General features: G+C 39.5%; 21 protein-coding genes. 9 read left to right on the forward strand and 12 right to left on the reverse strand.

Translation table 11 applies throughout. The features are described from left to right. Nucleotides 1–20 precede the first annotated feature (20 nt). The 5 genes from istB to PS1M3_RS02985 all read right to left on the reverse strand — a co-directional run bounded on the left by istB (nucleotide 21) and on the right by PS1M3_RS02985 (nucleotide 5,165). Nucleotides 21–776 carry an IS21-like element helper ATPase IstB gene (gene istB / locus PS1M3_RS02965; protein WP_203984839.1) on the reverse strand — a complete coding sequence of 252 codons (756 nt, stop codon included), beginning with the start codon at nucleotides 774–776 and terminating at the stop codon, nucleotides 21–23. Nucleotides 777–787: 11 nt separating this feature from the next. Then, nucleotides 788–2,338 (reverse strand): IS21 family transposase, encoded by a 1,551-nt coding sequence (istA, locus tag PS1M3_RS02970; RefSeq protein ID WP_008466912.1) that lies wholly within the window; start codon nucleotides 2,336–2,338, stop codon nucleotides 788–790. A 178-nt stretch (nucleotides 2,339–2,516) separates the two neighbouring features. Further along, nucleotides 2,517–2,927 (reverse strand): hypothetical protein, encoded by a 411-nt coding sequence (locus tag PS1M3_RS02975; RefSeq protein WP_203986189.1) that lies wholly within the window; start codon nucleotides 2,925–2,927, stop codon nucleotides 2,517–2,519. A 147-nt stretch (nucleotides 2,928–3,074) separates the two neighbouring features. Continuing rightward, a protein-coding gene (locus tag PS1M3_RS02980) for an IS3 family transposase (protein ID WP_086007399.1) occupies nucleotides 3,075–4,621 on the reverse strand; the annotation gives its coding sequence in 2 pieces (ribosomal slippage) (nucleotides 3,075–4,141 and nucleotides 4,141–4,621; 1,548 coding nt in all). A gap of 34 nt (nucleotides 4,622–4,655) precedes the next feature. Beyond that, nucleotides 4,656–5,165 (reverse strand): hypothetical protein, encoded by a 510-nt coding sequence (locus PS1M3_RS02985; RefSeq protein ID WP_239104475.1) that lies wholly within the window; start codon nucleotides 5,163–5,165, stop codon nucleotides 4,656–4,658. Between the two features lie 282 nt (nucleotides 5,166–5,447). Between PS1M3_RS02985 and PS1M3_RS02990 the strand changes: the two genes are divergently transcribed. Both PS1M3_RS02990 and PS1M3_RS02995 read left to right on the forward strand, forming a co-directional pair. Then, a complete protein-coding gene (locus PS1M3_RS02990) occupies nucleotides 5,448–6,404 on the forward strand; it encodes an IS110 family transposase (RefSeq protein ID WP_203984765.1) in 957 nt (318 codons plus the stop codon). 381 nt (nucleotides 6,405–6,785) lie between these two features. Continuing rightward, a complete protein-coding gene (locus tag PS1M3_RS02995) occupies nucleotides 6,786–7,940 on the forward strand; it encodes an IS110 family transposase (RefSeq protein ID WP_138740772.1) in 1,155 nt (384 codons plus the stop codon). Nucleotides 7,941–8,336: 396 nt separating this feature from the next. On the opposite strand, the gene PS1M3_RS03000 is transcribed toward PS1M3_RS02995, so the two are convergent. From PS1M3_RS03000 to PS1M3_RS03015, 4 genes are all read right to left on the reverse strand, one after another. Further along, nucleotides 8,337–8,681 (reverse strand): energy transducer TonB, encoded by a 345-nt coding sequence (locus PS1M3_RS03000; RefSeq protein ID WP_058430245.1) that lies wholly within the window; start codon nucleotides 8,679–8,681, stop codon nucleotides 8,337–8,339. 283 nt (nucleotides 8,682–8,964) lie between these two features. Further along, nucleotides 8,965–9,153: a hypothetical protein gene (locus tag PS1M3_RS03005; RefSeq protein WP_203986193.1), complete on the reverse strand. Its 189-nt coding sequence runs from the start codon at nucleotides 9,151–9,153 to the stop codon at nucleotides 8,965–8,967. A 277-nt stretch (nucleotides 9,154–9,430) separates the two neighbouring features. After that, nucleotides 9,431–10,810, reverse strand: a complete 1,380-nt coding sequence (locus tag PS1M3_RS03010) for an NAD-dependent succinate-semialdehyde dehydrogenase (protein ID WP_008126503.1) — start codon at nucleotides 10,808–10,810, stop codon at nucleotides 9,431–9,433. A gap of 215 nt (nucleotides 10,811–11,025) precedes the next feature. Continuing rightward, entirely contained in the window at nucleotides 11,026–11,541 is a 516-nt protein-coding gene (locus PS1M3_RS03015) for an NUDIX hydrolase (protein WP_006793675.1), read from the reverse strand. A 222-nt stretch (nucleotides 11,542–11,763) separates the two neighbouring features. Here PS1M3_RS03015 and PS1M3_RS03020 point away from each other — a divergent pair, with 222 nt between their 5' ends. The 6 genes from PS1M3_RS03020 to PS1M3_RS03045 are packed head-to-tail and all read left to right on the forward strand — an operon-like array spanning nucleotide 11,764 to nucleotide 17,920. Beyond that, the gene (locus PS1M3_RS03020) at nucleotides 11,764–13,107 is read left to right on the forward strand and encodes a sigma-54 dependent transcriptional regulator (RefSeq protein WP_006793674.1); all 1,344 of its coding nucleotides are present in this window, start codon (nucleotides 11,764–11,766) and stop codon (nucleotides 13,105–13,107) included. Nucleotides 13,108–13,120: 13 nt separating this feature from the next. Continuing rightward, nucleotides 13,121–13,330, forward strand: coding sequence for a hypothetical protein (locus PS1M3_RS03025; protein WP_006793673.1), 210 nt, complete (start codon nucleotides 13,121–13,123; stop codon nucleotides 13,328–13,330). A 34-nt stretch (nucleotides 13,331–13,364) separates the two neighbouring features. Further along, nucleotides 13,365–14,849 (forward strand): ATP-binding protein, encoded by a 1,485-nt coding sequence (locus PS1M3_RS03030; RefSeq protein WP_203987262.1) that lies wholly within the window; start codon nucleotides 13,365–13,367, stop codon nucleotides 14,847–14,849. Continuing rightward, entirely contained in the window at nucleotides 14,850–15,311 is a 462-nt protein-coding gene (locus PS1M3_RS03035) for a response regulator (RefSeq protein ID WP_008126515.1), read from the forward strand. A gap of 10 nt (nucleotides 15,312–15,321) precedes the next feature. Beyond that, nucleotides 15,322–17,286: a response regulator gene (locus PS1M3_RS03040; RefSeq protein WP_058430250.1), complete on the forward strand. Its 1,965-nt coding sequence runs from the start codon at nucleotides 15,322–15,324 to the stop codon at nucleotides 17,284–17,286. A gap of 19 nt (nucleotides 17,287–17,305) precedes the next feature. Continuing rightward, a complete protein-coding gene (locus tag PS1M3_RS03045) occupies nucleotides 17,306–17,920 on the forward strand; it encodes a fumarylacetoacetate hydrolase family protein (protein WP_203986196.1) in 615 nt (204 codons plus the stop codon). On the opposite strand, the gene PS1M3_RS03050 is transcribed toward PS1M3_RS03045, so the two are convergent. The 3 genes from PS1M3_RS03050 to PS1M3_RS03060 all read right to left on the reverse strand — a co-directional run bounded on the left by PS1M3_RS03050 (nucleotide 17,877) and on the right by PS1M3_RS03060 (nucleotide 20,427). Continuing rightward, nucleotides 17,877–18,800: an ABC transporter substrate-binding protein gene (locus PS1M3_RS03050; protein ID WP_203986199.1), complete on the reverse strand. Its 924-nt coding sequence runs from the start codon at nucleotides 18,798–18,800 to the stop codon at nucleotides 17,877–17,879. The two genes, PS1M3_RS03045 and PS1M3_RS03050, sit on opposite strands and share 44 nt — an antisense overlap. 130 nt (nucleotides 18,801–18,930) lie before the next feature. After that, the gene (locus PS1M3_RS03055) at nucleotides 18,931–19,983 is read right to left on the reverse strand and encodes an aldo/keto reductase (RefSeq protein WP_203986201.1); all 1,053 of its coding nucleotides are present in this window, start codon (nucleotides 19,981–19,983) and stop codon (nucleotides 18,931–18,933) included. A 9-nt stretch (nucleotides 19,984–19,992) separates the two neighbouring features. Then, the gene (locus tag PS1M3_RS03060; RefSeq protein WP_006793666.1) at nucleotides 19,993–20,427 is read right to left on the reverse strand and encodes a thioesterase family protein; all 435 of its coding nucleotides are present in this window, start codon (nucleotides 20,425–20,427) and stop codon (nucleotides 19,993–19,995) included. 144 nt (nucleotides 20,428–20,571) lie between these two features. On the opposite strand from PS1M3_RS03060, the gene PS1M3_RS03065 reads away from it, so the two are divergent. Next, nucleotides 20,572–20,748, forward strand: a complete 177-nt coding sequence (locus tag PS1M3_RS03065) for a hypothetical protein (protein WP_006793665.1) — start codon at nucleotides 20,572–20,574, stop codon at nucleotides 20,746–20,748. The last annotated feature ends 44 nt before the right edge of the window (nucleotides 20,749–20,792 follow it).

Here is a 20,792-nt window from a genome sequence, read left to right on the forward strand (position 1 = left end):
TTTGTAGAGCCATTTTTAAATTAACTTAACTGATCATCATCAGTCAATTCATTTAACTGTTTTCGTATCGATTCTCCTTTTAAATTCAACTTAATTGCACCATGAATCAGCCTATCTAAAATAGCATCAGCGTGCGTTGATTCGCCGATCATTTGGTGCCAGTTTTCCTGTGGTAACTGACTAATGATGATGTGTGATTTATAACCATATCTAGCATCGATTAATTCAAGTAAGTCGCTTCGTTGCTGAGCACTGAGTGGCTCTAGCCCCCAATCGTCTAAAATAAGTAAGTCGTATTTAATGAGTTTACCCAATAATTTTCGATAACTGCCATCGGCCTGTGCTAGAAATAGACTTTCAAGTAATTCTTTTAATCGAATATAGAAGACACTTTTTCCTTGTAAACAGTGCTCGTGACCCAATGCACACGCGAGGTAGGTTTTGCCACAGCCTGTGGCGCCTGTAATTAATATATTCTGATGTAAACTCAGCCAGGTGCTTTGGCTGAGGCCGCGTATTTGTGCTTTATCTAGATTACGCTTCGGCGAGTAAATGAGTTGATTTAACTGACCCGGTACGCGGAATTTTGCTTGTCGCACCAGTCGCTCTATTTTTCTTTGGTTACGCGTATCAATTTCATGCGTTAGCAATAAACTGACGCGCTCTATAAAGCTTTGTTCTTGATATAGGTTTGGCTGTTCAAGCTGCTGCTTGAGTGCTTGCTTTATACCCGATAACTTGAGCAATTGAAGTTGCTGATTAATTGTTTCTATCATGTTTACATTCCTTAATGGTAGTAATCTGTGCCACGTATGTTGCTGTGTGTAATTGGCTTTTCTGGCTCTGTTTGGAGTGTGGGTAATGGTTGTTGGTCTAACCCTTTTTGCAGCATTTGCTTAATAGATCTGTGTGTGGTCGTATTCATGCAAATTGCTCGGTAACATGCTCGCTCGAGGCGTTCTTTTGAATACGTTTTAGCTAAACTTAATACCCCTAAACAGGTGCGATAAGCTTGCTCTGGATGACGTTTGCTATTAAGCAATAATTCAACGACTTGATGAGTATAATCACCGATACTCAATGCCCATGAGCGTAAATTTATCGGTGACTGCTCATGCTGTTTTTGATGCGCCTTTGGCATATGATGTGTCTGTGTCGTATGTCCGCCTAAACGGTTTGAGCGAGGATGCTGTGCTATTAAAGTGCCGTCATAATAAAGCTGCACGAGTTGATTGGATATGTGTGCGCGTAATTGTTTTTTAACCCACAGATAAGGCACGCTGTAGTAATGTTTTTCTATTTCAACATGGTAATCAATATGCACACGTACTGTTTTGATTTGTGTATATTGATAGGGCTTTTCAGGCAATGGCTTTAATGCGTTTTTATCCACCATATCAAATAGCTGTTTGCGTGATTGTTGATATTGCTTCATCACCTTATTGTTCATCATATCCAGTAGCTTTGCTATTTCATGATTGAGTTGCGCTAAGCTGTGGAAGGTTTGGTTACGTAAGCGTGCCATGATCCAACGCTCAACAATTTGTACGCCGACTTCAGCCTTCGATTTATCTTTGGGTTTATAAGGTCTAGCCGGAATGACAGCAACGTTAAAGTACTCGGCTAACTGGTGGTACGTCGGATTTAAATCAGGCTCGTAGCGACAGGTTTTACTGACAGCACTTCTGAGATTATCGGGAATAACAACGTCAGGAACGCCGCCTAAAAATTCAAAGCAACGCGCATGACTCATTACCCAATCTTCAAGTTGCTGACTATACGTTGCTTCAGCATAGGTATAATTTGATGCACCTAGTACAGCAACGAATATCTGAGCAGTGCGCTTTTCTTGTGTCGTCGGACAAGTAATGGTAATTGTGGGGCCACAATAATCCACAAACAGCTTTTCACCCCCTTTATGCTGCTGACGCATTGAGAGTCGCTGGGTACCTAACCATTGTTTATAAGCTCGGCAGAAGTGACTGTAGCTGTAATAAGGCTCACCCACTTTTTCAAGTAACTCATCAAATACGAGCTGTAATGTTAGGTGTTTATGTTGTTTTAAGTCTTTATTGATATTTAACCAGTCAGGCGTTGGGTGTCTTTTTTTACGCGTTGAGAAGCGCTTGAGTTTGGTGTTGAAAAATGTATTTTGCTGTTTATCCTCTGGTATTGGCCATTGATTTAAGCCTAACTCATTGGCCTTTTTAAGGTAATTAGCCACAGTACCAGGTGAAATATTTAAACTTCTGGCAATCTCTCGATGGGATAATTGTGCTGAGTACTTCAGCCGTAAAATGGAATGTAATTTACTCATAGATATAGGTCTTGTTGTCATTGTTGTTATCCTCATCAAACGATTCAGATAACGGTTTAACACACCTACAAAAATGATAAAACGTGAACTCGGTTACGAGTGGTATTAAGCTTTGATCGGCAAAATCATTAAGAGCATAAATGTGATCATTTACAAGTGATTTTAGTGATCAAAGCTTAATGAGAATAAGCGATCAAAGTTAATGCAATTGGGTGATCAAAGCTGGAGAGAATATGCAATCTAAGAAATGGTTAGTAAGTTCGATATTATTTTTTGAAAGGTAATATATTTGACCACGTAAAAAATCAAGATTTCTTTCTTTTTCTGGAAGGTTCTCTAGTGCACCTACTACTCTAGTTAATGCTTTAGAGTTATTTTTTATTCCTTCAGCGTACCCTTTGCCGAATGCAAATAAATTAGAACTTATTTCTGGGTATGATATTAGTTTGAAAAGAATATCTTCAAGCTCTTTTGGCGGTCTATTTGCTAATTGAATACCTAATTTAAAAGAGTATTCTTGGCCTTTTTTATACCCATGCTCAATTATTTTACCATTATCATCTATCTCTTCTAGGTCATAAAATCTCCACGGCTCAGATAAAACGTACATATCTATATCGTCTAGAAGAGAATTTGGTGATAGTAGCTCAGAAATTGACTTTAACCTTTGAATATCATCTTCATTTAAGGAACTACTGTCAAACCTCAATATTAAGTTGCGGAGTTTTTCAAGTTAGTTGTCGCCTCAAGTTAAATTTTATGCCGCCCGCATTTCTTCTTTTTTCTCAGGGTTTAAATTTACTTCATTTATCATTGACCAGTCTCGTGACTTCCCTGACCAACGGCTTGGGTTATTCAATTTAGCTGCGTCGTTTACCTGCTGACGCTTAGCTAATATTTCTTTATCTAAACCTGAATGACGTTGGTTTGGCGTCACAAATTTTATACCACTGTGTAGGTGCTCATTATTGTACCAATCAACGAACCCACTTACCCATTCTCTTGCTGCGCTTATATCTTCAAATGGCTTTTCTGGGTATTCTGGGCGATACTTTAACGTTTTAAATAACGACTCAGAGTATGGATTGTCATTACTTACTGACGGTCGACTAAATGATGGCACAATCCCTAACTCCTGTAATGTTGCCAGTAATGTCGCGCCTTTCATTGGGCTGCCATTATCTGAGTGTAACGTAACTTGCTCGCGCTTTATTTGCTCCCGACTGCAAATATCCTTCATTAAATCTGCGGCTAATTCACTTAACTGTGAGTCGTAAACTTGCCAGCCAACAACCTTTCGACTAAAAATGTCCATCACTAAATATAAGTATAAAAATTGCCCTTTTACGCTCGTTGGTAAATAGGTGATATCCCAAGTGTAGACTTCATTTGCACGCACTGCTTTCAATACTCTTGGCTTTTTTATCGGCTTAGCTGGCTTTACTTTTTCTCTATGCGTTAATAAGTTATGTGCCTTCATGACACGATAAAACGAACTTTCAGACGCTATCCATATGCCCTTATCAAGCAGCTTAGGGACTATTTTACTGGCCGGTAAATGCCCATATTCGGCTGAATTAGCCGTATTAATAATGCGCTGCCGCTCTAACTCTGTGAGACGGTTAGGCGGCTGTTTTTTCGTACTCGTCCGTTTGTCAGTCATATCGTCTGCTTCAATCCACCGCTGAACGGTTCTTAGTGTCAGTCCAAGTAACTCACATGCCTTTTCTTTCCTTGCCCCTGAAGCCTGTGCGTTTGTGATAAGCGTTATTAATTCATGTCGCTCAGTCGCTGTTGTTAATCGTCCTCGTTGAAACCCCAAAGTGCATCCGCTTTTTTTTTGAGTACAAGTAGAGCGGCAGTTTCAGCTAAGGCCTTATCTTTGCGATTCAGTTCTTTTTGCAGTTGCTTTATTTCTTGCTTAAGCTGTTTACTGTCTGACTTTACTGTTTTATTTGAAGGTGGTGTTACTAAGTCTTTCTTCCATTGCTGAATATGATGCGGATAAAGCCCTATATTACGGCAGTATTCATTTATGGCGGCTTCATCTAAACTTCCACACTCAATTACTGCGTTGAGTCTTTCTTCTAAACTCCAGTCTTGTGGTCGTTTTTCTGCTGTCATTTGGCTACCCGTCTGGTGTATTTCAAGTTGATGCTTTTTTGCCAGTGCTATCCAACGTTGTAACGTTGAATAACCGACACCTAAGTCATCTGCAATATCTTCTAAGCGAACATCATCACATTGAGATAATGCTTTTTCAACAGCTTGAACTTTAAACTCTTGTGTAAATTGACGTTTCATTTTATTTGCCTCTGCTAAATGTTAGAGGCGACAACTATCCTGACACAGGGGGGTTGATTGCTTGAAAGCCATCGCTCCACATTCCTGATTTGCTTATTTCTACACATATCTTTTCAATTACATCTCTAAGGCAACTTACTCGCCATAAGCTTCGTAGATTTTTACTGAGTATTTTCTTTGCGGATGACGAAACTTGAGAATCACTGGCTATTAACTCAGCGGTATATTCGATGAATAGTTTATACCAGTCTTCAACATCTTGGTTGGTCTTTGGTCTGTAACCAAAGTCTCTTGGGTTTGCACCAAAATCAAAGTTATGGTGTGAGGAAAAGTGCCAAGCTTCTAGAGATGAATCTAAAAGCTCAAAAGCTAGCTCAATGCTATTCTCAGTGTCGCTAGCAATTAAATTATTTATAACATTTAATCGCTGCTCTTTGGTTGCATGAGTACCAGATAAATATAGTTGGAACAGTGATTTTAAAATATTTCTGATAGAGTTGTAATTCTCAGTTTTATCTTCAGATAGCGTGAATTGGCATAACAATTTAGCGCATGTGTCAAAATATTGTTCCTCATATGCAATAGATCTAATAAGCCTTGTATGGATAATACATCCATCTTAATTACTATTTAAACCCCTTTCGGGTAATGTGAGACCCAGGCTTAAGCAGCAACTTAAGCTTTCCTTGTCGTAGTTCGATTGAGCAAAGGCTCCTCTGTTGAGAGACCGATAACAAGAACGAACGCGACAAAGGACTCCAAGCACCACACTCGAATAGTCTACTGGGTCTCGAACCCGCATTATGCAAGTAAGAGTTAGCTTATTATGAATACAAAAACAAAGCAAAACATAAACGTAGGTGTTGATACCGGAAAGTACCAACTCGATATTTATATCCGTCCATTGGACATTTACTTCACTGTTCCAAATGATGATAAAGGCATTAAAGAAGCCGTCAAAACGATTAAGAAATACAAGCCTGAGCGCATCGTAATTGAAGCCACTGGTAGGCTTGAAATGCCCTTTATTTTGGCTTGCGCTAATGCCAATTTACCTTTCACAATCGCTAACCCTATTCATGTTAAACGGTTTGCGGGAGCAATAGGTCAACGAGCCAAAACCGATAAGCTTGATGCGCAATTAATTGCGCATTATAGTGAAGCGATTAAACCTAAATTATCACAGCTTAAGCCAGATACCATGCAGGTAATGAGTGATTTAGTGACTCGACGTAACCAGTTGCTTACGATGCAAACAATGGAGAAAAATCGCTTACAAATAATGCCCAAAGCATTGGCGATGACAATCAAACCAGTACTAACTTTATTTAATAATCAGATAAAAAAGATTGAAGAAAAAATCGTTAAACTCATTGAAAGCTGCCCTGAGTACCAGGCTAAAAATATGATATTACAGAGTATGACTGGTATTGGAAAAATAGCTGCTGCATCAATCATCAGTAACCTACCTGAGCTGGGTTACATCAGCAGCAAACAAGCAAGTAGCCTGATTGGTGTTGCCCCAATGAACCGAGAAAGTGGTCGATATAAAGGCCATCGAAAAATTCAGGGTGGTCGACCTCAAGTGAGAACGGTTTTATACATGGCGATGATGTCAGCGATGCAATCAAACCCAGTTTTCAAAGTAACATATCAACGTTTATTAGCAGCAGGGAAACCCAAAAAAGTAGCCATCATCGCCTGTATTAGAAAGATGATTGTGATATTAAATTCGATGCTAAGAGACGGTGTAATGTGGGAAGCGCCAAAAGTTAATAATTAACTATTGACGCCATAGTCTCTTGTTAGTTGTTTGCATGTAAATTTGTTGAGTATGATTTTTATTCGCCGGACTCATCATCGTCTTGCTTGCTATTTATAGATAAGCCAATTGCAACTCCGATAGCTATGCCAACACCCATGCCCAAGGCCAAGTTATTCATTGCAACTCCTATTCCTGAACCTATGGCTACACCAATAGCAATTCCGAAACCCACGGGGCTTTTAATGTTGTTACCTTTATTCCATTTATTCACTTGTTATCTCCAATACAACTAGACATAATGACTCCCACACGGTGTTAGCCTCCGCTTTTCGTGGGTTAGCTTAATTCAAAGCCAGAGCCATAATTAGTTTGTCAATTAACTAAACAGCAGAGGCTAACATGAATAAACATAGCATACTTTTTATCGGTCTTGATACACATAAAGAATTCAATGAAGTTGCCTATATTGAAGAACATAGAGGTGCGCAACCTGTTCATCTTGGCCGAGTTTCGTCTTCCAAAATGGCCGTTCAAAAGCTTGTTCGCCAGTTCGAATCGAAATACCCTGGCGCAACACTTCATTTTGTTTATGAAGCTGGCCCATGTGGTTATTGGATTTACCGATTAATTACCAGCCTTGGCCATTGCTGTTATGTGGTTGCACCTTCTCTTATTCCTAAAAAACCTGGTGAGAAAATTAAAACCGATAAACGTGATGCCCTTAAGCTTGCTAAATTACTTAAGTCTGAAGATTTAACACCTATCTATGTTCCTGAGCCTGAAGATGAAGCTGTACGTGATTTATCTCGTGCACGCGAAGTAGCCATGAAGGATTTAAAAGATGCCAAATATCAATTAAAGGCGCTGCTGCTTCGCAATAATATTAATTACAAAGGCACTGCGAATTGGTCACAAAAACATTTACGTTGGCTCACTGAGCTTGTGTTGCCACACCCCGCTCAGCACATCGTCTTACAAGAATTTTTACACACAATTACCGAACGAATAAGCCGACTTGAGCGGCTAGATAATGAACTAACACACCACGTTCACCAGTGGCGTTATTATCCTGTAGTAAAAGCAATACAAGCTATGCGTGGTGTCCGTTTGTTGGTCGCCACTGGCGTTGTTGCTGAGCTTGGCGATTTATCGCGTTTCGACCATCCCCGCAAATTAATGAGTTATCTCGGTCTTGTACCCAGTGAACACTCGAGTGGTGGCAAACGCCATATTGGCGCCATCACAAAATGCGGGAACGGCCGAGCAAGGCGCCTTCTTGTGGAAGGTGCACATACTTATCGCTATGCAGCAAATATATCCACAGATATGCAAAAACGACAAGAAGGTTTACCAAAGGACATTATTGATATTGCGTGGAAAGCACAGATTAGGCTCTGCAAACGCTATAAAAAAATGATAGCCAAAGGGAAACACTACAATCTGGTTGTTACCGCCATTGCCCGAGAAATGATTGCGTACATATGGGCTATTGCAAGAGAAGTGGTGCTTACGCCAGTGAATAAAAAACTTAGATTGGCAAGAGTACCCGCATGATAAAAGAATTAGAGTTAATGCATGGGATCAAGCATCGGGTGTGGCACAACCACCGACGGCGTTAGGATGGCAATGCAGCTAACGCTGCATTGAACCACGAACATAGACTGAAGACAGGTGCCACGACGAAATAAGTAAGGTCTGCTCTGTTACTAGAAATAGTAATAACCAACGAATATCAGCAAGATAACCGACGACATTACTTGCTTCATCCTATGTATTAACTCGCTCTAATTCGAGCTAAAATAATTATGGCTTAAAAGTTAGGCAAGGATCAGTGCGTTTAACTTGACAATGGGAGTCATACCAACGCTCCGTTAACGGGCGAGCGCTTTTTGCGAGTCCGTGCCAGCGTTGTTTGCTGGCGTTTTCGTTAAACGGCTTGTTATAAGCCATTTACTCAAAATTGTCGAAATCAAATTTAAAAGTTACTTCAAAGCAACGTTCTTCGTGCTTTGAGGCATTGAATTTCCATTTAGTTAAGGCTCTAAGCGCTTGCCTATCAAAAATTCTTCTCGGTTGAGAACGAGTTATTTGACGCTCAATAACCTCACCTTCACCATTAACGGTAATTTTGATATCTACGTAACCGATACCTAAAATCCGTTCAGAATGAATTGGCCATTGAGGATTCACAGTTTCGATTAACGCAAATTTTTCACCAATACATGAATCTACTTCATATGTATCGGTATTAACAAATGATACTAATGCTGAGATTAAAACTAATTCGATCATCATGGCTTATAACAATTTAATCAAAGGACACTTTCCCCATATTTGCGTAAAAAGGTCCTTATTTCATGAGTTTTTACTGTTAGCAAATAGTGTAACTTATTGCCAGCTATAAATATTATGCTTAATGTAGGTTATTTAAGCATGTAGAAAAAAGGAAAGTTTCCTCTTATTATTCCCAAACTAGCGCTCACCTTGGTAAAGGTTGCTTTGCATTGTGAATTCATCGTTGCCTTTTAGGCCAACCCTCGGGTTTTTATCTTATTTTTAAGCTCTGATTTTGTCGCATTTATAGTGTTTTTCTAGCTTGCTCAATACATTCAAACTTTTTACTTGAAACGCTTTTTATGTTTTTTTCACCACCGCATTCAATGGCAGCCATTTTTTTGTGGTTATATGCATTGTAGGTTTGTGCTAAAGCACCTGCTGACAATGCAACCGCTGCAATAACGACTAATTTTTTTATCGTTTTATTCATATTTAATCCTTTATGCTGCTCTACTTAATTGAGACTTTTGCTATTAAGGCACTCAGCTTTTTATGAAATATTTAATGAGTAGTAAATAAGTTAGCAGCCATTAAGCTGGCTTAAAACCCTAAATTTGTAACAGTGTATGTTTGCTAAACTATTTTTGATTATTAGCGCTTAGCGAGCTTTTATTTGTTAAGCATAAAAAAGCCTAAAAGCGGCAGTTCGCTTTTAGGCTTAATATTTATTGCTGCTATTTTATTCAATAACAGGTATGTTGCATTTATTATGCGTTGGCAATCATAATGCTCTTAATATTCACAAATTCGCGCATACCAAAGCCACCATGCTCTCGGCCGTAGCCACTTTCTTTAACACCACCAAACGGTAGGTTAGGCTGTGCAAGGCCGTAACCGTTAATGTTGATCATACCGGTGTCAAAGTGCTTTTTAGCCAGTTCGATGGCTTTTTTCTCATCCTTTGAAAAAATACCACCGCCTAAACCATAGCGAGAGTCGTTGGCAATGCGCATAGCATCGTCGTTGTCTTTTGCTTTAATTAGCGAAGCAACGGGGCCAAATAATTCGTCGTCGTATGCGGGCATACCCGGCGATAAGTTATCGAGAATTGTAGGCGGGTAGTAGTAACCCGTTTGCGATGGAATTTCACCACCCGTTACAATATTTGCACCTGCTTTAACCGATTGCATGACTTGGTCATGAATACCGTCGCGTAAATCTTCACGTGCCATTGGGCCAAGGTCTGTGTCATCAGCCATGGGGTCACCCATTTTAAGGGCTTCAAATTGTTCTTTAATTTGTGCTTTAAAGTCATCGTAAAGTGACTCAACTACAACAAAACGTTTTGCTGATACACAGGTTTCACCGTTGTTGATCATACGTCCTGTTACACAGGTTTTAACGGCAAGTTCTAAATCGGCATCATCCAGTACTAAGTAAGCATCGTTACTGCCAAGCTCCAGTACTGTTTTTTTAACGTGTTTACCGGCTTCTTCGGCTACTTTTTTACCCGTACCATCACTGCCTGTAAAGGTTACACCGCTAATTGCTTTGTGGGCAATTAGGCTGCTTGCTGTTTTACCATCAATAAGTAAATTGCTAAAGCAATGCTCCGGGAAACCGGCTTGTTTAAATAGGGCTTCGATTTTTTCAGCCATGCCAAAAACGTTACCTGCGTGCTTAAGCACGGTCGTGTTACCGGCCATAATGTTAGCTACGCTGTAGCGAATAACTTGATAAAGCGGGAAGTTCCAAGGTTGAATGCCTAATAAAACGCCCGTAGGTTGGTAACTAATAATGGCGCGGCCACCGTCCATGTCTCGTTCTTCGTCCGCTAAAACTTGTGGGCCGTTTTCAGCTGTATAACGACAAATTCCGGCACATAGTTCAACTTCTTGAAAGCCTTGCTCGTAAACTTTACCCATTTCTTCGGTCATTAATTTAGCAATGGCTTCTTTTTGTTCTTCAAAAAGTGTTGCGAGGGCATTTAAATGTTTTGCGCGTTCGCTAAATGACGTTAAACGCCACTTTAAATATGTTTCGTGAGATTTTTCGATTACTTGCTCAGCCTCATGTTGAGAAAGTAGCGTGTAGGTATCGATGGTTTGCTCAGTTGCCGGATTAATCGTTTTAACTGTATTGCTCATTCCTATCTCCTTACAATTTATGTAAGCAGATAGGTGCAAATCAAAGGCCAATATAATCGCAGGAATGGTTTTGTTTTAACTTGTTGATTGTTATTGGCTATTTTATTTTTAAAGTCTTGTTTTACTTTTTTAATTTATAATTTTGTAAATTAGATAAAGTAAAAAGTACTGGTCAGTGCAAAATTTACAAACTGATTAATAAATTATACTTGGCTTTAAAATAGCGTTTGTGCAATTTGTTTGAGCAGGTAGGTTTCTCGTAAAATAGAAAGGCCTTGTTTTTCACTATTGGCTAATGTGCGTTCGTTATGTGCAATTGCATCGTTTATATCAACCCACTTTGCGGTCATGCCATTTTGCTGTTCGTAGTGCTCTAATTTTGCTTTGCCAAATTCATCGGCAATATTACACACGTAGCAATACGATTTGATATGAATAATATCAAAGTCGTTTTTATACCAAGGGCGATACTCTTCGTAGAGACCAAAATCTTTAACCACAGTAATATTTTTAGCGCCGGTTTCTTCGCTCAACTCGCGAATTAAGCCTTGTTCAATGCTTTCGCCCTCATCTACACCACCGCCAGGTAGGCTATAATCTTCATAACGATTTGTGTACATAAGTAATATTTTATTGTTTTTTATTACAATGGCACGAGCGGTAATACGTGTGAAATGAGTGCCTTGGTTTATATTAATACCAGAGTGGATTAAGGTTTTTAATTGCTGCATTTCATCTCCTTTTATTAACATACGAGTATATCAGCTGTATAAGTGTTACTTGCAAATAAAAATTGTTTTTATTGTGATCGTTATGCTTTCAGCTTACGTAAATAGAGGGTTGATATAATAGGACAATAAATCATTTAAGTTATTTTAAAAGATTAGCTCAATACGCACCTTTAAATTAGTTCTTAGGGTGCGTAGAATAAAAAAAAAGAACAGGGATTTATCATGTTAAACATACTTTTAGTAGATGATGACGTTGAATTTAGTGACGTTGTTTGCCACATAGTCGAATTCCTCGGCCACAATATAAGCACCGCAACCAGTTTAAAAGAAGCACACCAATGGTTTGAAAATAATACCTTTGATCATGTGTTACTTGATTTCATGTTACCTGATGGAAGCGGACTTCATTTGCTTGACCATTTAAAAATAATTGGCCAATCTCCAAAAATTACACTCATATCGGGCCACCCTTCAGTGAAGGGAATATTGGCTGATATGTGTGAGCCTAATATTGGGCACCTTCTAAAACCCCTTCAACGCGAAGATTTAGAGCTTGTTTTAAATGGCCCTAAAAAAGTAGCCGTTAAAAAGGCAAAAACCAGTGGTATTACGCGTCATTTTGGCAGCTTAATTGGCGAGTCAGAGCCAATGCACAAACTTTACAATATGATTGAGCGAGTAGCCAAAACAAATGCCAATGTCATGTTAATGGGCGAAAGTGGCGCAGGTAAAGAAGTTGTGGCTCAGGCAATACACAATGCCAGCCAGTGCGAAGGCCCATTAGTGGCTAGTAACTGTGGTGCACTTTCGAAAGAGCTGATTGGCAGTGAATTATTTGGCCATGAAAAAGGCGCATTTACAGGTGCAATTGCGCGCAAAGAAGGGGTGTTTGAGCAATCAAACGACGGTACTTTGTTTTTAGATGAAGTAACCGAAATGCCAATTGATATGCAGCCTAATTTATTACGTGTTCTTGAGACTAAAAAAGTAACGCGTGTAGGGGGCAATAAAGAAATTCCAACCAATTGTCGAGTAATCTCTGCAACTAACCGAACGTTAGAAGACTTGGCTCAAAACAACGTTATTCGTGAAGATATTTACTTTAGACTCGCAGTGTTTCCTATTGATATTCCGCCTTTAAGAGATCGAAAAGACGATATTCCACTGTTAGCAAAAGCATTTTTAGATCAGCTAAACGATGAGAATGGCACCGCATTTAGTTGGACTGCTGCACAGCTTAAAGAGCTGCAAAGTTATGAGTGGCCGGGCAATGTGCGTGAAATTCGCCATGCTATTCACCGTGCCTTTATCATGAGTGACCCTAAATCAGGCGAAGTGACACTGCCAGATAATCTAGAGTCGCCATTTTCACGTGTAAATAATCAAAGTGCTGATAACGCAGTGTCGGCTGGACAAACCATAGAAGAAGTTGAAAAAGAGCTCATTCATGCAACGCTCGACAAGGTACAAGGGAATAAAACACTTGCCGCACAAATGCTAGGAATTAGCACTAAAACACTTTATAACCGCCTTAATGCTTACGGTGGTATTGGCGAGTATAAATAAGTTGAGAGGTAACATGACACAGAACAATCAACCGGAGCCGCTTAATAAATTAGTTCATGACGCAAGAGCCCCTTTAAATCGTATTTCAATGAATGCTGAGCTAATTAAGTTAGTACTTGAAAACGATATGCCAAAAGAAAAGGCACTCGAGGCACTAAATAAAATTATTAGCAATTGCCAACAATGCAGTGAAAGCTTACAAAAAATTGTTGATTCACAATGATGAAAGCGTGTTTTATGCGCAAACAGGAAAGTAAATAAGCATGCAAAAACAACAAGGTAAAGCGAATGTTACGTGGGCGGCTTTTATAGTTGTGTTGTTATCTATTATTGTGGGCAATGCATTTTTGGCATTAAATACAATTCAAGGGTTAACCCAAACACAAAAAAGCTTAGACAACACTAGCATGCTAAGTTCGGCAATAGAGCAATTGCATTTATCTATTGTACAGGCTGAGTCTGGGCAGCGTGGCTATTTATTAACGGAAGAAGATGATTACCTTACACCTTACTTCGATGCAATTGGCCAGTTAGAAGCACAAATAGATCATGTTAAATCACTGCATTCGGAAATTGATGGCCAATCAGAGCGGATAGCACAGCTACTTGTTTTAGTACAAAGTAAAATTAAAGAGCTTAAAAAAACAGTTAACTTAGCGCTTGATGATAAAGAGCGCCGTGCTTTAGCTATTTTAAATACCCACAACGGCCGAGAGCTTTACAAGCAAATTCGTGAACGTGTAAATGATATACAAGATCGCGAACTACTGTTTAAAGTGAGCCATTTTTCAAAGCTTGCTCAAATCAAAAACGAGGCCAAAATTACGTTTGCGATTACCGCGATTACTAGTGCAATACTGATTATAGGCATGTTTGTAATGACACGCTTAAACCTCAGAAATGCCGCTCAATATCGATTTGATCTTGAGAAACAAAACGAAACATTGGCTAGTAAAGTATCTGAACGCACGCAAGAGCTAACCTTGTATTCAGACGAGTTAAGCAGAAGTAACCGGGAGTTGGAAGAGTTTGCTTTTGTGGCAAGCCATGATTTGCAGGAACCTCTTCGAAAAATTCAAGCATTTAGTGACCGGTTAGAAACCATGTTCAAAGATGATTTAGGCGAAAAAGGCTTGGATTATATTGGCCGTATGAAAAACGCCGCACAGCGAATGTCGAACTTAATTAACGACTTGTTAGAGTTTTCGCGTGTTACTACGCGTGGTAAAGACTTTGATGATACTAACTTAAATGAAGTAGTTGACGATATTCTTAGCGACTTAGAGATTGCAATAAAAGAGTCAGATGCACAAATTGAAGTGGCAGAGTTGCCTGTTATTCAAGCAGATAAAAGCCAAATGCAGCAACTTTTTTTAAACTTACTCTCGAATGCGGTTAAGTTTAGACGCCAAGATGTGAGTCCGCATATAAAAATTAGTTACGAACATGAGGCTATTTTTAATGAAGATCACAATGCAGAATTAAGCTTTCAAGTAATTACCATAAAGGATAATGGCATAGGGTTCTCTCAAGACTATGCTGATAAAATATTTGTACCGTTTCAGCGTTTGCATGGTCGCTCACAATATAAAGGGACAGGTATTGGTCTTTCTGTGTGCAGACGGATTGTAGAGCGCCATGGCGGTACTATTACAGCTCAAAGTAAAGACGGTGAAGGTGCAACCTTCATTATAAAACTACCAGTGGAAGCTGCGCTTTTCACCTTGCAAGGAGAGGCTTAAATGCCCTACACAAAAGTTAAACCAATTACTATTTTAATGGCTGACGACGACGAAGATGATCGTTTATTAACGCAAGATGCACTTGCTGAAAGCCGAGTACTTAACGAGCTGCACTTTGTAGAAGATGGTGTTGAGTTACTTGAGTATTTGGAGCGCAAAGGAAAGTTTGCTGATAAAGAAGTATCGCCGCGTCCTGGGCTAATTTTACTTGATTTGAACATGCCAAGAATGGATGGCCGCGAGGCGTTAGAGGCGATTAAAGCAAACCCAAATTTAAAAGGGATTCCAGTTGTTATTTTAACCACATCGAAACAAGAAGAAGATATGGTTAAAGGGTATAACTTAGGTGCAGCTTCATACATTACTAAGCCTGTAACTTTTGATGGCTTAGTTGATTTGATGAAAACCCTTGGGAAATATTGGGTTGAGTTTGTAGAGTTGCCAAGTACGTTTAACGATTAATGGAGATTGTATGTTAGATAAAGTGACTCAGTTGCTACTTGTAGAAGACGATGAAGATGATTACATACTCACCTGCGACTATTTGGAGCAATTAGACTCACATACGTTTAACGTTCAATGGGTAAGCTCTCCAGAGCAAGCAATAGAAACGCTAAGTAAAAACGAGCACGATATTTGTTTGCTTGATTACCGCCTTGGGGCATCTAATGGGCTCGATGTTTTAAAAGAAGCGATAGCTAATGGCTTTAGCGGGCCTATTATTATGCTTACGGGGCAATCGGATGATGAACTAGATTCTGCGGCACTTGACGCTGGAGCTGTTGATTACTTGATTAAAGGAGAAATGAGCTCAAGCCGTTTTGCCCGTGCAATTCGTTACGCCCTTGCCCGAAAAGATGTTGAGGGTGAGCGCGTAGAACGTTTAAAAGCGGAAGCTGAAAACCGCTCAAAAGACCGTTTTTTAGCGCATTTAAGCCACGAGTTACGTACACCGCTTTCATCAATTTTAGGTTACACAGAATTGTTAATGCAAAGCGACTTTAGTCAACAAGCCGAAAACGAGTTAGGGGTTATTTACAGAAATGGTAAACACTTACTTAGCCTGCTTAATGACGTATTAGACTTATCAAAAATAGCCGCAGATAAACTAGAGCTCACACCCAGTGAAGTAAACCTCGATAGCATGCTTGCAGATGTATACACGTTAATGCGTGTATCAGTGCTTGATAAAGGGTTAGCACTTAAGTTTGAATCAGACCAAGCGCTCCCGCTAGTTGCCCGCCTTGATGCGACGCGTGTTCGTCAAATACTAATAAATTTAATTAATAACGCCGTTAAGTTTACAGATAAAGGCGAGATAGTTGTTAAGGCTTGGACGCAGCATGTTGACGGCACAGAGATGCTCTTTTTTAGCATTAAAGATTCAGGCATGGGGATTGCACCCGAAAAGCAACAGCTTATTTTTAAACCATTTGAACAAATAGCCGATGTAGAGTCGCGTTCAGTTGGCGGTGCAGGTTTGGGCTTGGCAATATGTGCCGAGCTATTGTCTCGTATGCAAGGTAATATAAGTTTGCATTCAGAAATAGGCAAAGGGTCGACCTTTACTATTTCGGTATACCCAGGTGACATAAGTGATGTTGAGCGACAAGTGCTCAACTTTAGCAGTGCCCCACAGTTACAAAGTAAATTAACACCCAGTAAAGTCCACGGGCGAGTACTGGTTGTTGATGATTTGCGCGATTTACGAATGCTGGTAGGGCATATGATCAGTAGCTGCGGCGCGCGAGTAGACTACGCAGAGCATGGCCAGCAAGCGCTTGAAAAAGTGCGTATAGCCGACGCCTATAAAGCGCCATACGATATTATTTTTATTGATATTCATATGCCAATAATGGGTGGTAAAGAAGCAACCATTGAGCTTAGAAAAATGGGCTACAAAGGGCCAATAATTGCGCTTACAGCTGCCACAATGAAAGGAATACATGAAGAGCTTGCAGCACTAGGTTTTAATGACGTAATACCAAAACCAGTTGACAGCAGTGCGTTATATCAATGCCTTCAGGATTACTTAGTTTCGCCTGAAAATGCGCCTCAGGCAAAAGATATTCAAGTCAAAGCGCTAAGTGAAAAAAGGCAGCGCTTTTTATTGGTAGAAGATGATGACGATGCTGCACAAATAACCCAGTTGCTTTTAGAAAGCTTAGGAGTAGAGACGGTTATAGCGTCAAGCTGTGCGCAGTGTTTGCAAATACTTAACCACGATCAGCAATTTGATAAAGTATTGTTAGATATGCATTTACCAGATGGCAGCGGAATTGACTTAGGTGAGCAGGTTAACGAGCGATACCCTGAGTTGCGATTAGTTATTGTGAGTGGTGCGGAACCTGATCCAAAAGAGATAAAAGATTTAAATATTGATCGTGTTTTATTAAAACCTATTAATTTAGGCTTATTAGAAACACTTATAAGTTAAAGCGTGAGGTTTAAATTATATGCAGTTTATAACACTAGACTCTGAAAGATTAACGCCTTCAAAAATCGTCTGCGTTGGCAGGAATTATACAGCCCACATTGCAGAGTTAAATAACGAAACTCCCGATGAAATGGTGTTATTTAATAAACCTAACAGCGCAATTACACACACTCTAAGAGCCCAGCATAATGGCGATGTTTTGCACTACGAGACAGAGTTATGCTTTGTAGTAAAAAACAGAAAATTTGTAGGTGTTGGTCTTGGGCTTGATTTAACAAAACGCACCGTACAAAGTAAACTAAAAAATAAAGGATTACCATGGGAGCGCGCAAAGGCGTTTGATGGCTCAGTTGTTTTTAGTGAGTTTGTTGCATTAAGTGGCAGCGTACATGACTTTAAATTTGAATTAAAAATTAACGGCGCCGTTATTCAGCAAGGCGATACTCACTTCATGCTAAGTAAACCCGATGCTATTTTACAAGAAATCAGCGAGTTTATGAGCTTAGACGATGGTGACGTAGTCATGACTGGTACGCCTTCAGGTGTTGGTGAAGTGGCTGAAAACAGTACTTTTTCTGTTGCTCTGTACGCTAATGAACAGTGTTTGATTGAGCATCAGTGGCAGGTAGCTTAAAGTTAATAACCTGCTGTTGATAGTGTTTGTTGAAGTCAGCAAAACTAGGGTTTAAAAAAGCATGCTGACTTTTTATGTACTCAGGTGACTGTAAAATGGTTGTTTTTAATGCATTGTTAATCCTTTTTATTGCTTGAGTTGCAAAGTTATTTTTTGCTTTTACAGCACAGCCCACTGCACCTCGTATAAAGCCATCTTCCTCTTCAGCCAAAGGGATACTGGTTATGTTATTAAACCTTCCTTGTTTATTAAAGTAGTCAGCCATAAATGGGTAATCAATAGAGTAGTCTAAAAAGCCACGGCTTAAGCGCGCAATCACGGCTTGGCTTTCGTTTTCGCTACTCCAGCTAAATGACGAGCTATTATTAAGTTTTGTATTGCTAATAATTGTGTTTATTCTATTTGAAAATTTGCGTGCCGCGGCTTGGCCGTAAATGTAGTTTTGATCGGCTAATAAATTAATTAAATTAATTGGTAAGCCGTGTTTTTTTGTTAATTTTGGGGCTAATTCTGTGGTTGTTAATACGGAGAATGGCGGGTAGACAGTGGTTGGGTTTGATAGTTTGAGTATGTGATTATTTTGTTTTTTATAAATAACACATGGAAAGCATACATTTTTACCTTCATTTAAATATTTATTTATACGCTGCTGTGGCACAACTAGCCGTGTATGCTTTACATCAGTAATTGTGTTAATTAGTTGCTCTGTTAAGTTGTCACAAAGCCCACCTTGTGGCGCTTTATCGCTTTTAGTTATGTGAAAAGGGGGGGTGTAGCTTTGTAGCCAAATTATTTCTTTAATGGGCTCTGCTTGCTTAGTTTTACCAAGTGCTGTGAACGATGAAAATAACAAACTAATTATTAATACGCGTTTTACCATTGCATAAACTTTCTTTAAAAAGTAATACTTTTAGTATAGATAGTAATTAACAATAATAAACAATCATTTTTTATTAGTTAAAAAAAGCAGGTAGTGATTTACCTGCTTTTATACTTTTAAAAAACTAAAGTTAGTAAGGCATAGGATAGTTTTTGAAAATAGTCCCTATGCTCGTTAAGGTTTCTTCATTCAAAGTGATATTAAAAGCGTCTATATCTTCTTTTAACTGCGCCATAGTTGTGGCGCCAATTATAGAAGACGTTACTCCATCTACCTGATTACACCACGCAAGAGCAAGTTGTGCTGGCGTCATATTGTTTGCATGAGCAAGCTCTGCATATAGCTTTGTTGCTTGTTGGGCATTAGGGGTATCTCTAAAAATACCATTACGTTGTGCGAAGCTCCACCGCGAGCCTTTTGGACGAGCACCCTCTAGATATTTACCTGTTAGCAAACCGGCTGCTAAAGGTGACCAAGGCAGGTAAGCAATATCTTCATGTACACATTGCTCAATCAAATAAGGCCAATCTTTAGCATGAGCTAAGCTAAATTCATTTTGAATCGACACCATGCGTGGCAAGTTGTGCTCTTTTGCCAAACTTACAAACTGGCTAATCCCCCAAGGTGTGTCATCAGACAGTCCGCAATGTTTAATTTTGCCCGCTTTAACACAGTCGTTAAGGCCTTCTAAAATATCAAGCATGCCAGCTTGGTGAGCTTGTGTATCTACATCACTAAATTTAAGTATTCCTGGCCACTGCCTTGCAAAGTGGGGTGTTGAACGATTAGGCCAATGTAATTGGTACAAATCAATATAATCGGTTTGCAAGCGCTTAAGGGAATTATCAACCGCCTCTATAACTGCTTGGCGGGTTATATCGCCACCCTCTCGTACCCACGATAGGCCGTTACCCGCTACTTTTGTTGCCAGTACTATGTCGCTTCGTTTTTGTTGATTACGAGAAAGCCAGTCGCCAATAATTTGCTCTGTTTTACCGTAGGTTTCAGGCGAGGGAGGTACGGCATACATTTCAGCTGTATCAATAAAATTTACGCCACGCTCTAATGCATAGGCTATTTGATCGTCTGCGTCGCGTTGAGTGTTTTGAACGCCCCAAGTCATACTGCCTAGACCGACTCTTGAAACGTTAACCCCGCTGCTACCAAGTGGGCTGTATTGCATAGGAATTCCTTATGACTCGTCTTGTGCGTATTTTAGTAAGGCTGATAAAAGTGGTTCTGTAATTGGGGCTTTTGCACCCGTTTTAAAATCAAACATCACTACTTTTGATGTGCCCGTGGTGGTTATCGCACTTTGTGCGTGACTAAATACACTGTAATTCATTACAAATCGGTCGGTTTTAATATCTGAAATAGTGACCCCAACAGTTAGAGTGTCGGGAAAGGTAACGGGGCGCTTATAGCGAATAGTATTTTCACTTATAACAGGGCCAACTCCACCGGGTTTAATGGTGTCGAATAAGTTTAGTTTATTTAAAAAGTCTATTCGGGCTATTTCAAAATAACGCAGGTATACCACGTTGTTAACGTGCTGAAGGGCATCCATGTCGGCCCATGCTACAGTGATGTCGGTATGAATAGGGTGATTATCTTTGAACCTTTGCATGTACTTATAGCTCTTAACTTTAAAGCACTTAGATTATCAATATGAACTAGTGAGCTCAAGGGAATTTATAATTAGGTGGTTTTAAAAACTTTGTAACCAATTGATTTTGGTATACAGTTAAAAAACACACACAGGAGCACACACATGCAAAATATAATTAATTGGTTATTAGCTAGTTTAGTTTTTATAGCGTCGTTTACCTGTTATGCAATGGGTAACGCCTCTGGTGCTATTATTCTTATTTTGGCAGGGTTCTTTTTTGAAGTTTTGCTTTGGCTACGAAGTATGAAAGAGCAAGAAAGCACTAAACGTCTTTTTTAATTGCCACTGAGCTTGATTATAAATAGGGATTACATAATAATGAC

Origin of the sequence: Pseudoalteromonas sp. PS1M3 (genome assembly GCF_016865405.1) — a bacterium.
Lineage (GTDB): Bacteria > Pseudomonadota > Gammaproteobacteria > Enterobacterales > Alteromonadaceae > Pseudoalteromonas > Pseudoalteromonas marina.

Excerpts from the sequence above, each read along its gene's own strand:
- istA (WP_008466912.1), bottom strand. The coding sequence starts at position 2,338 with ATGACAACAAGACCTATATCTATGAGTAAATTACATTCCATTTTACGG.
- PS1M3_RS03035 (WP_008126515.1), top strand. The coding sequence starts at position 14,850 with ATGCCCTACACAAAAGTTAAACCAATTACTATTTTAATGGCTGACGAC.
- PS1M3_RS03015 (WP_006793675.1), bottom strand. The coding sequence starts at position 11,541 with ATGCAGCAATTAAAAACCTTAATCCACTCTGGTATTAATATAAACCAA.
- PS1M3_RS03065 (WP_006793665.1), top strand. The coding sequence starts at position 20,572 with ATGCAAAATATAATTAATTGGTTATTAGCTAGTTTAGTTTTTATAGCG.
- PS1M3_RS03050 (WP_203986199.1), bottom strand. The coding sequence starts at position 18,800 with ATGGTAAAACGCGTATTAATAATTAGTTTGTTATTTTCATCGTTCACA.
- PS1M3_RS03000 (WP_058430245.1), bottom strand. The coding sequence starts at position 8,681 with ATGATGATCGAATTAGTTTTAATCTCAGCATTAGTATCATTTGTTAAT.
- PS1M3_RS03045 (WP_203986196.1), top strand. The coding sequence starts at position 17,306 with ATGCAGTTTATAACACTAGACTCTGAAAGATTAACGCCTTCAAAAATC.
- PS1M3_RS03005 (WP_203986193.1), bottom strand. The coding sequence starts at position 9,153 with ATGAATAAAACGATAAAAAAATTAGTCGTTATTGCAGCGGTTGCATTG.
- PS1M3_RS02975 (WP_203986189.1), bottom strand. The coding sequence starts at position 2,927 with ATGTACGTTTTATCTGAGCCGTGGAGATTTTATGACCTAGAAGAGATA.
- istB (WP_203984839.1), bottom strand. The coding sequence starts at position 776 with ATGATAGAAACAATTAATCAGCAACTTCAATTGCTCAAGTTATCGGGT.
- PS1M3_RS03040 (WP_058430250.1), top strand. The coding sequence starts at position 15,322 with ATGTTAGATAAAGTGACTCAGTTGCTACTTGTAGAAGACGATGAAGAT.
- PS1M3_RS03010 (WP_008126503.1), bottom strand. The coding sequence starts at position 10,810 with ATGAGCAATACAGTTAAAACGATTAATCCGGCAACTGAGCAAACCATC.
- PS1M3_RS03020 (WP_006793674.1), top strand. The coding sequence starts at position 11,764 with ATGTTAAACATACTTTTAGTAGATGATGACGTTGAATTTAGTGACGTT.
- PS1M3_RS02995 (WP_138740772.1), top strand. The coding sequence starts at position 6,786 with ATGAATAAACATAGCATACTTTTTATCGGTCTTGATACACATAAAGAA.
- PS1M3_RS03025 (WP_006793673.1), top strand. The coding sequence starts at position 13,121 with ATGACACAGAACAATCAACCGGAGCCGCTTAATAAATTAGTTCATGAC.
- PS1M3_RS03060 (WP_006793666.1), bottom strand. The coding sequence starts at position 20,427 with ATGCAAAGGTTCAAAGATAATCACCCTATTCATACCGACATCACTGTA.
- PS1M3_RS02990 (WP_203984765.1), top strand. The coding sequence starts at position 5,448 with ATGAATACAAAAACAAAGCAAAACATAAACGTAGGTGTTGATACCGGA.
- PS1M3_RS03055 (WP_203986201.1), bottom strand. The coding sequence starts at position 19,983 with ATGCAATACAGCCCACTTGGTAGCAGCGGGGTTAACGTTTCAAGAGTC.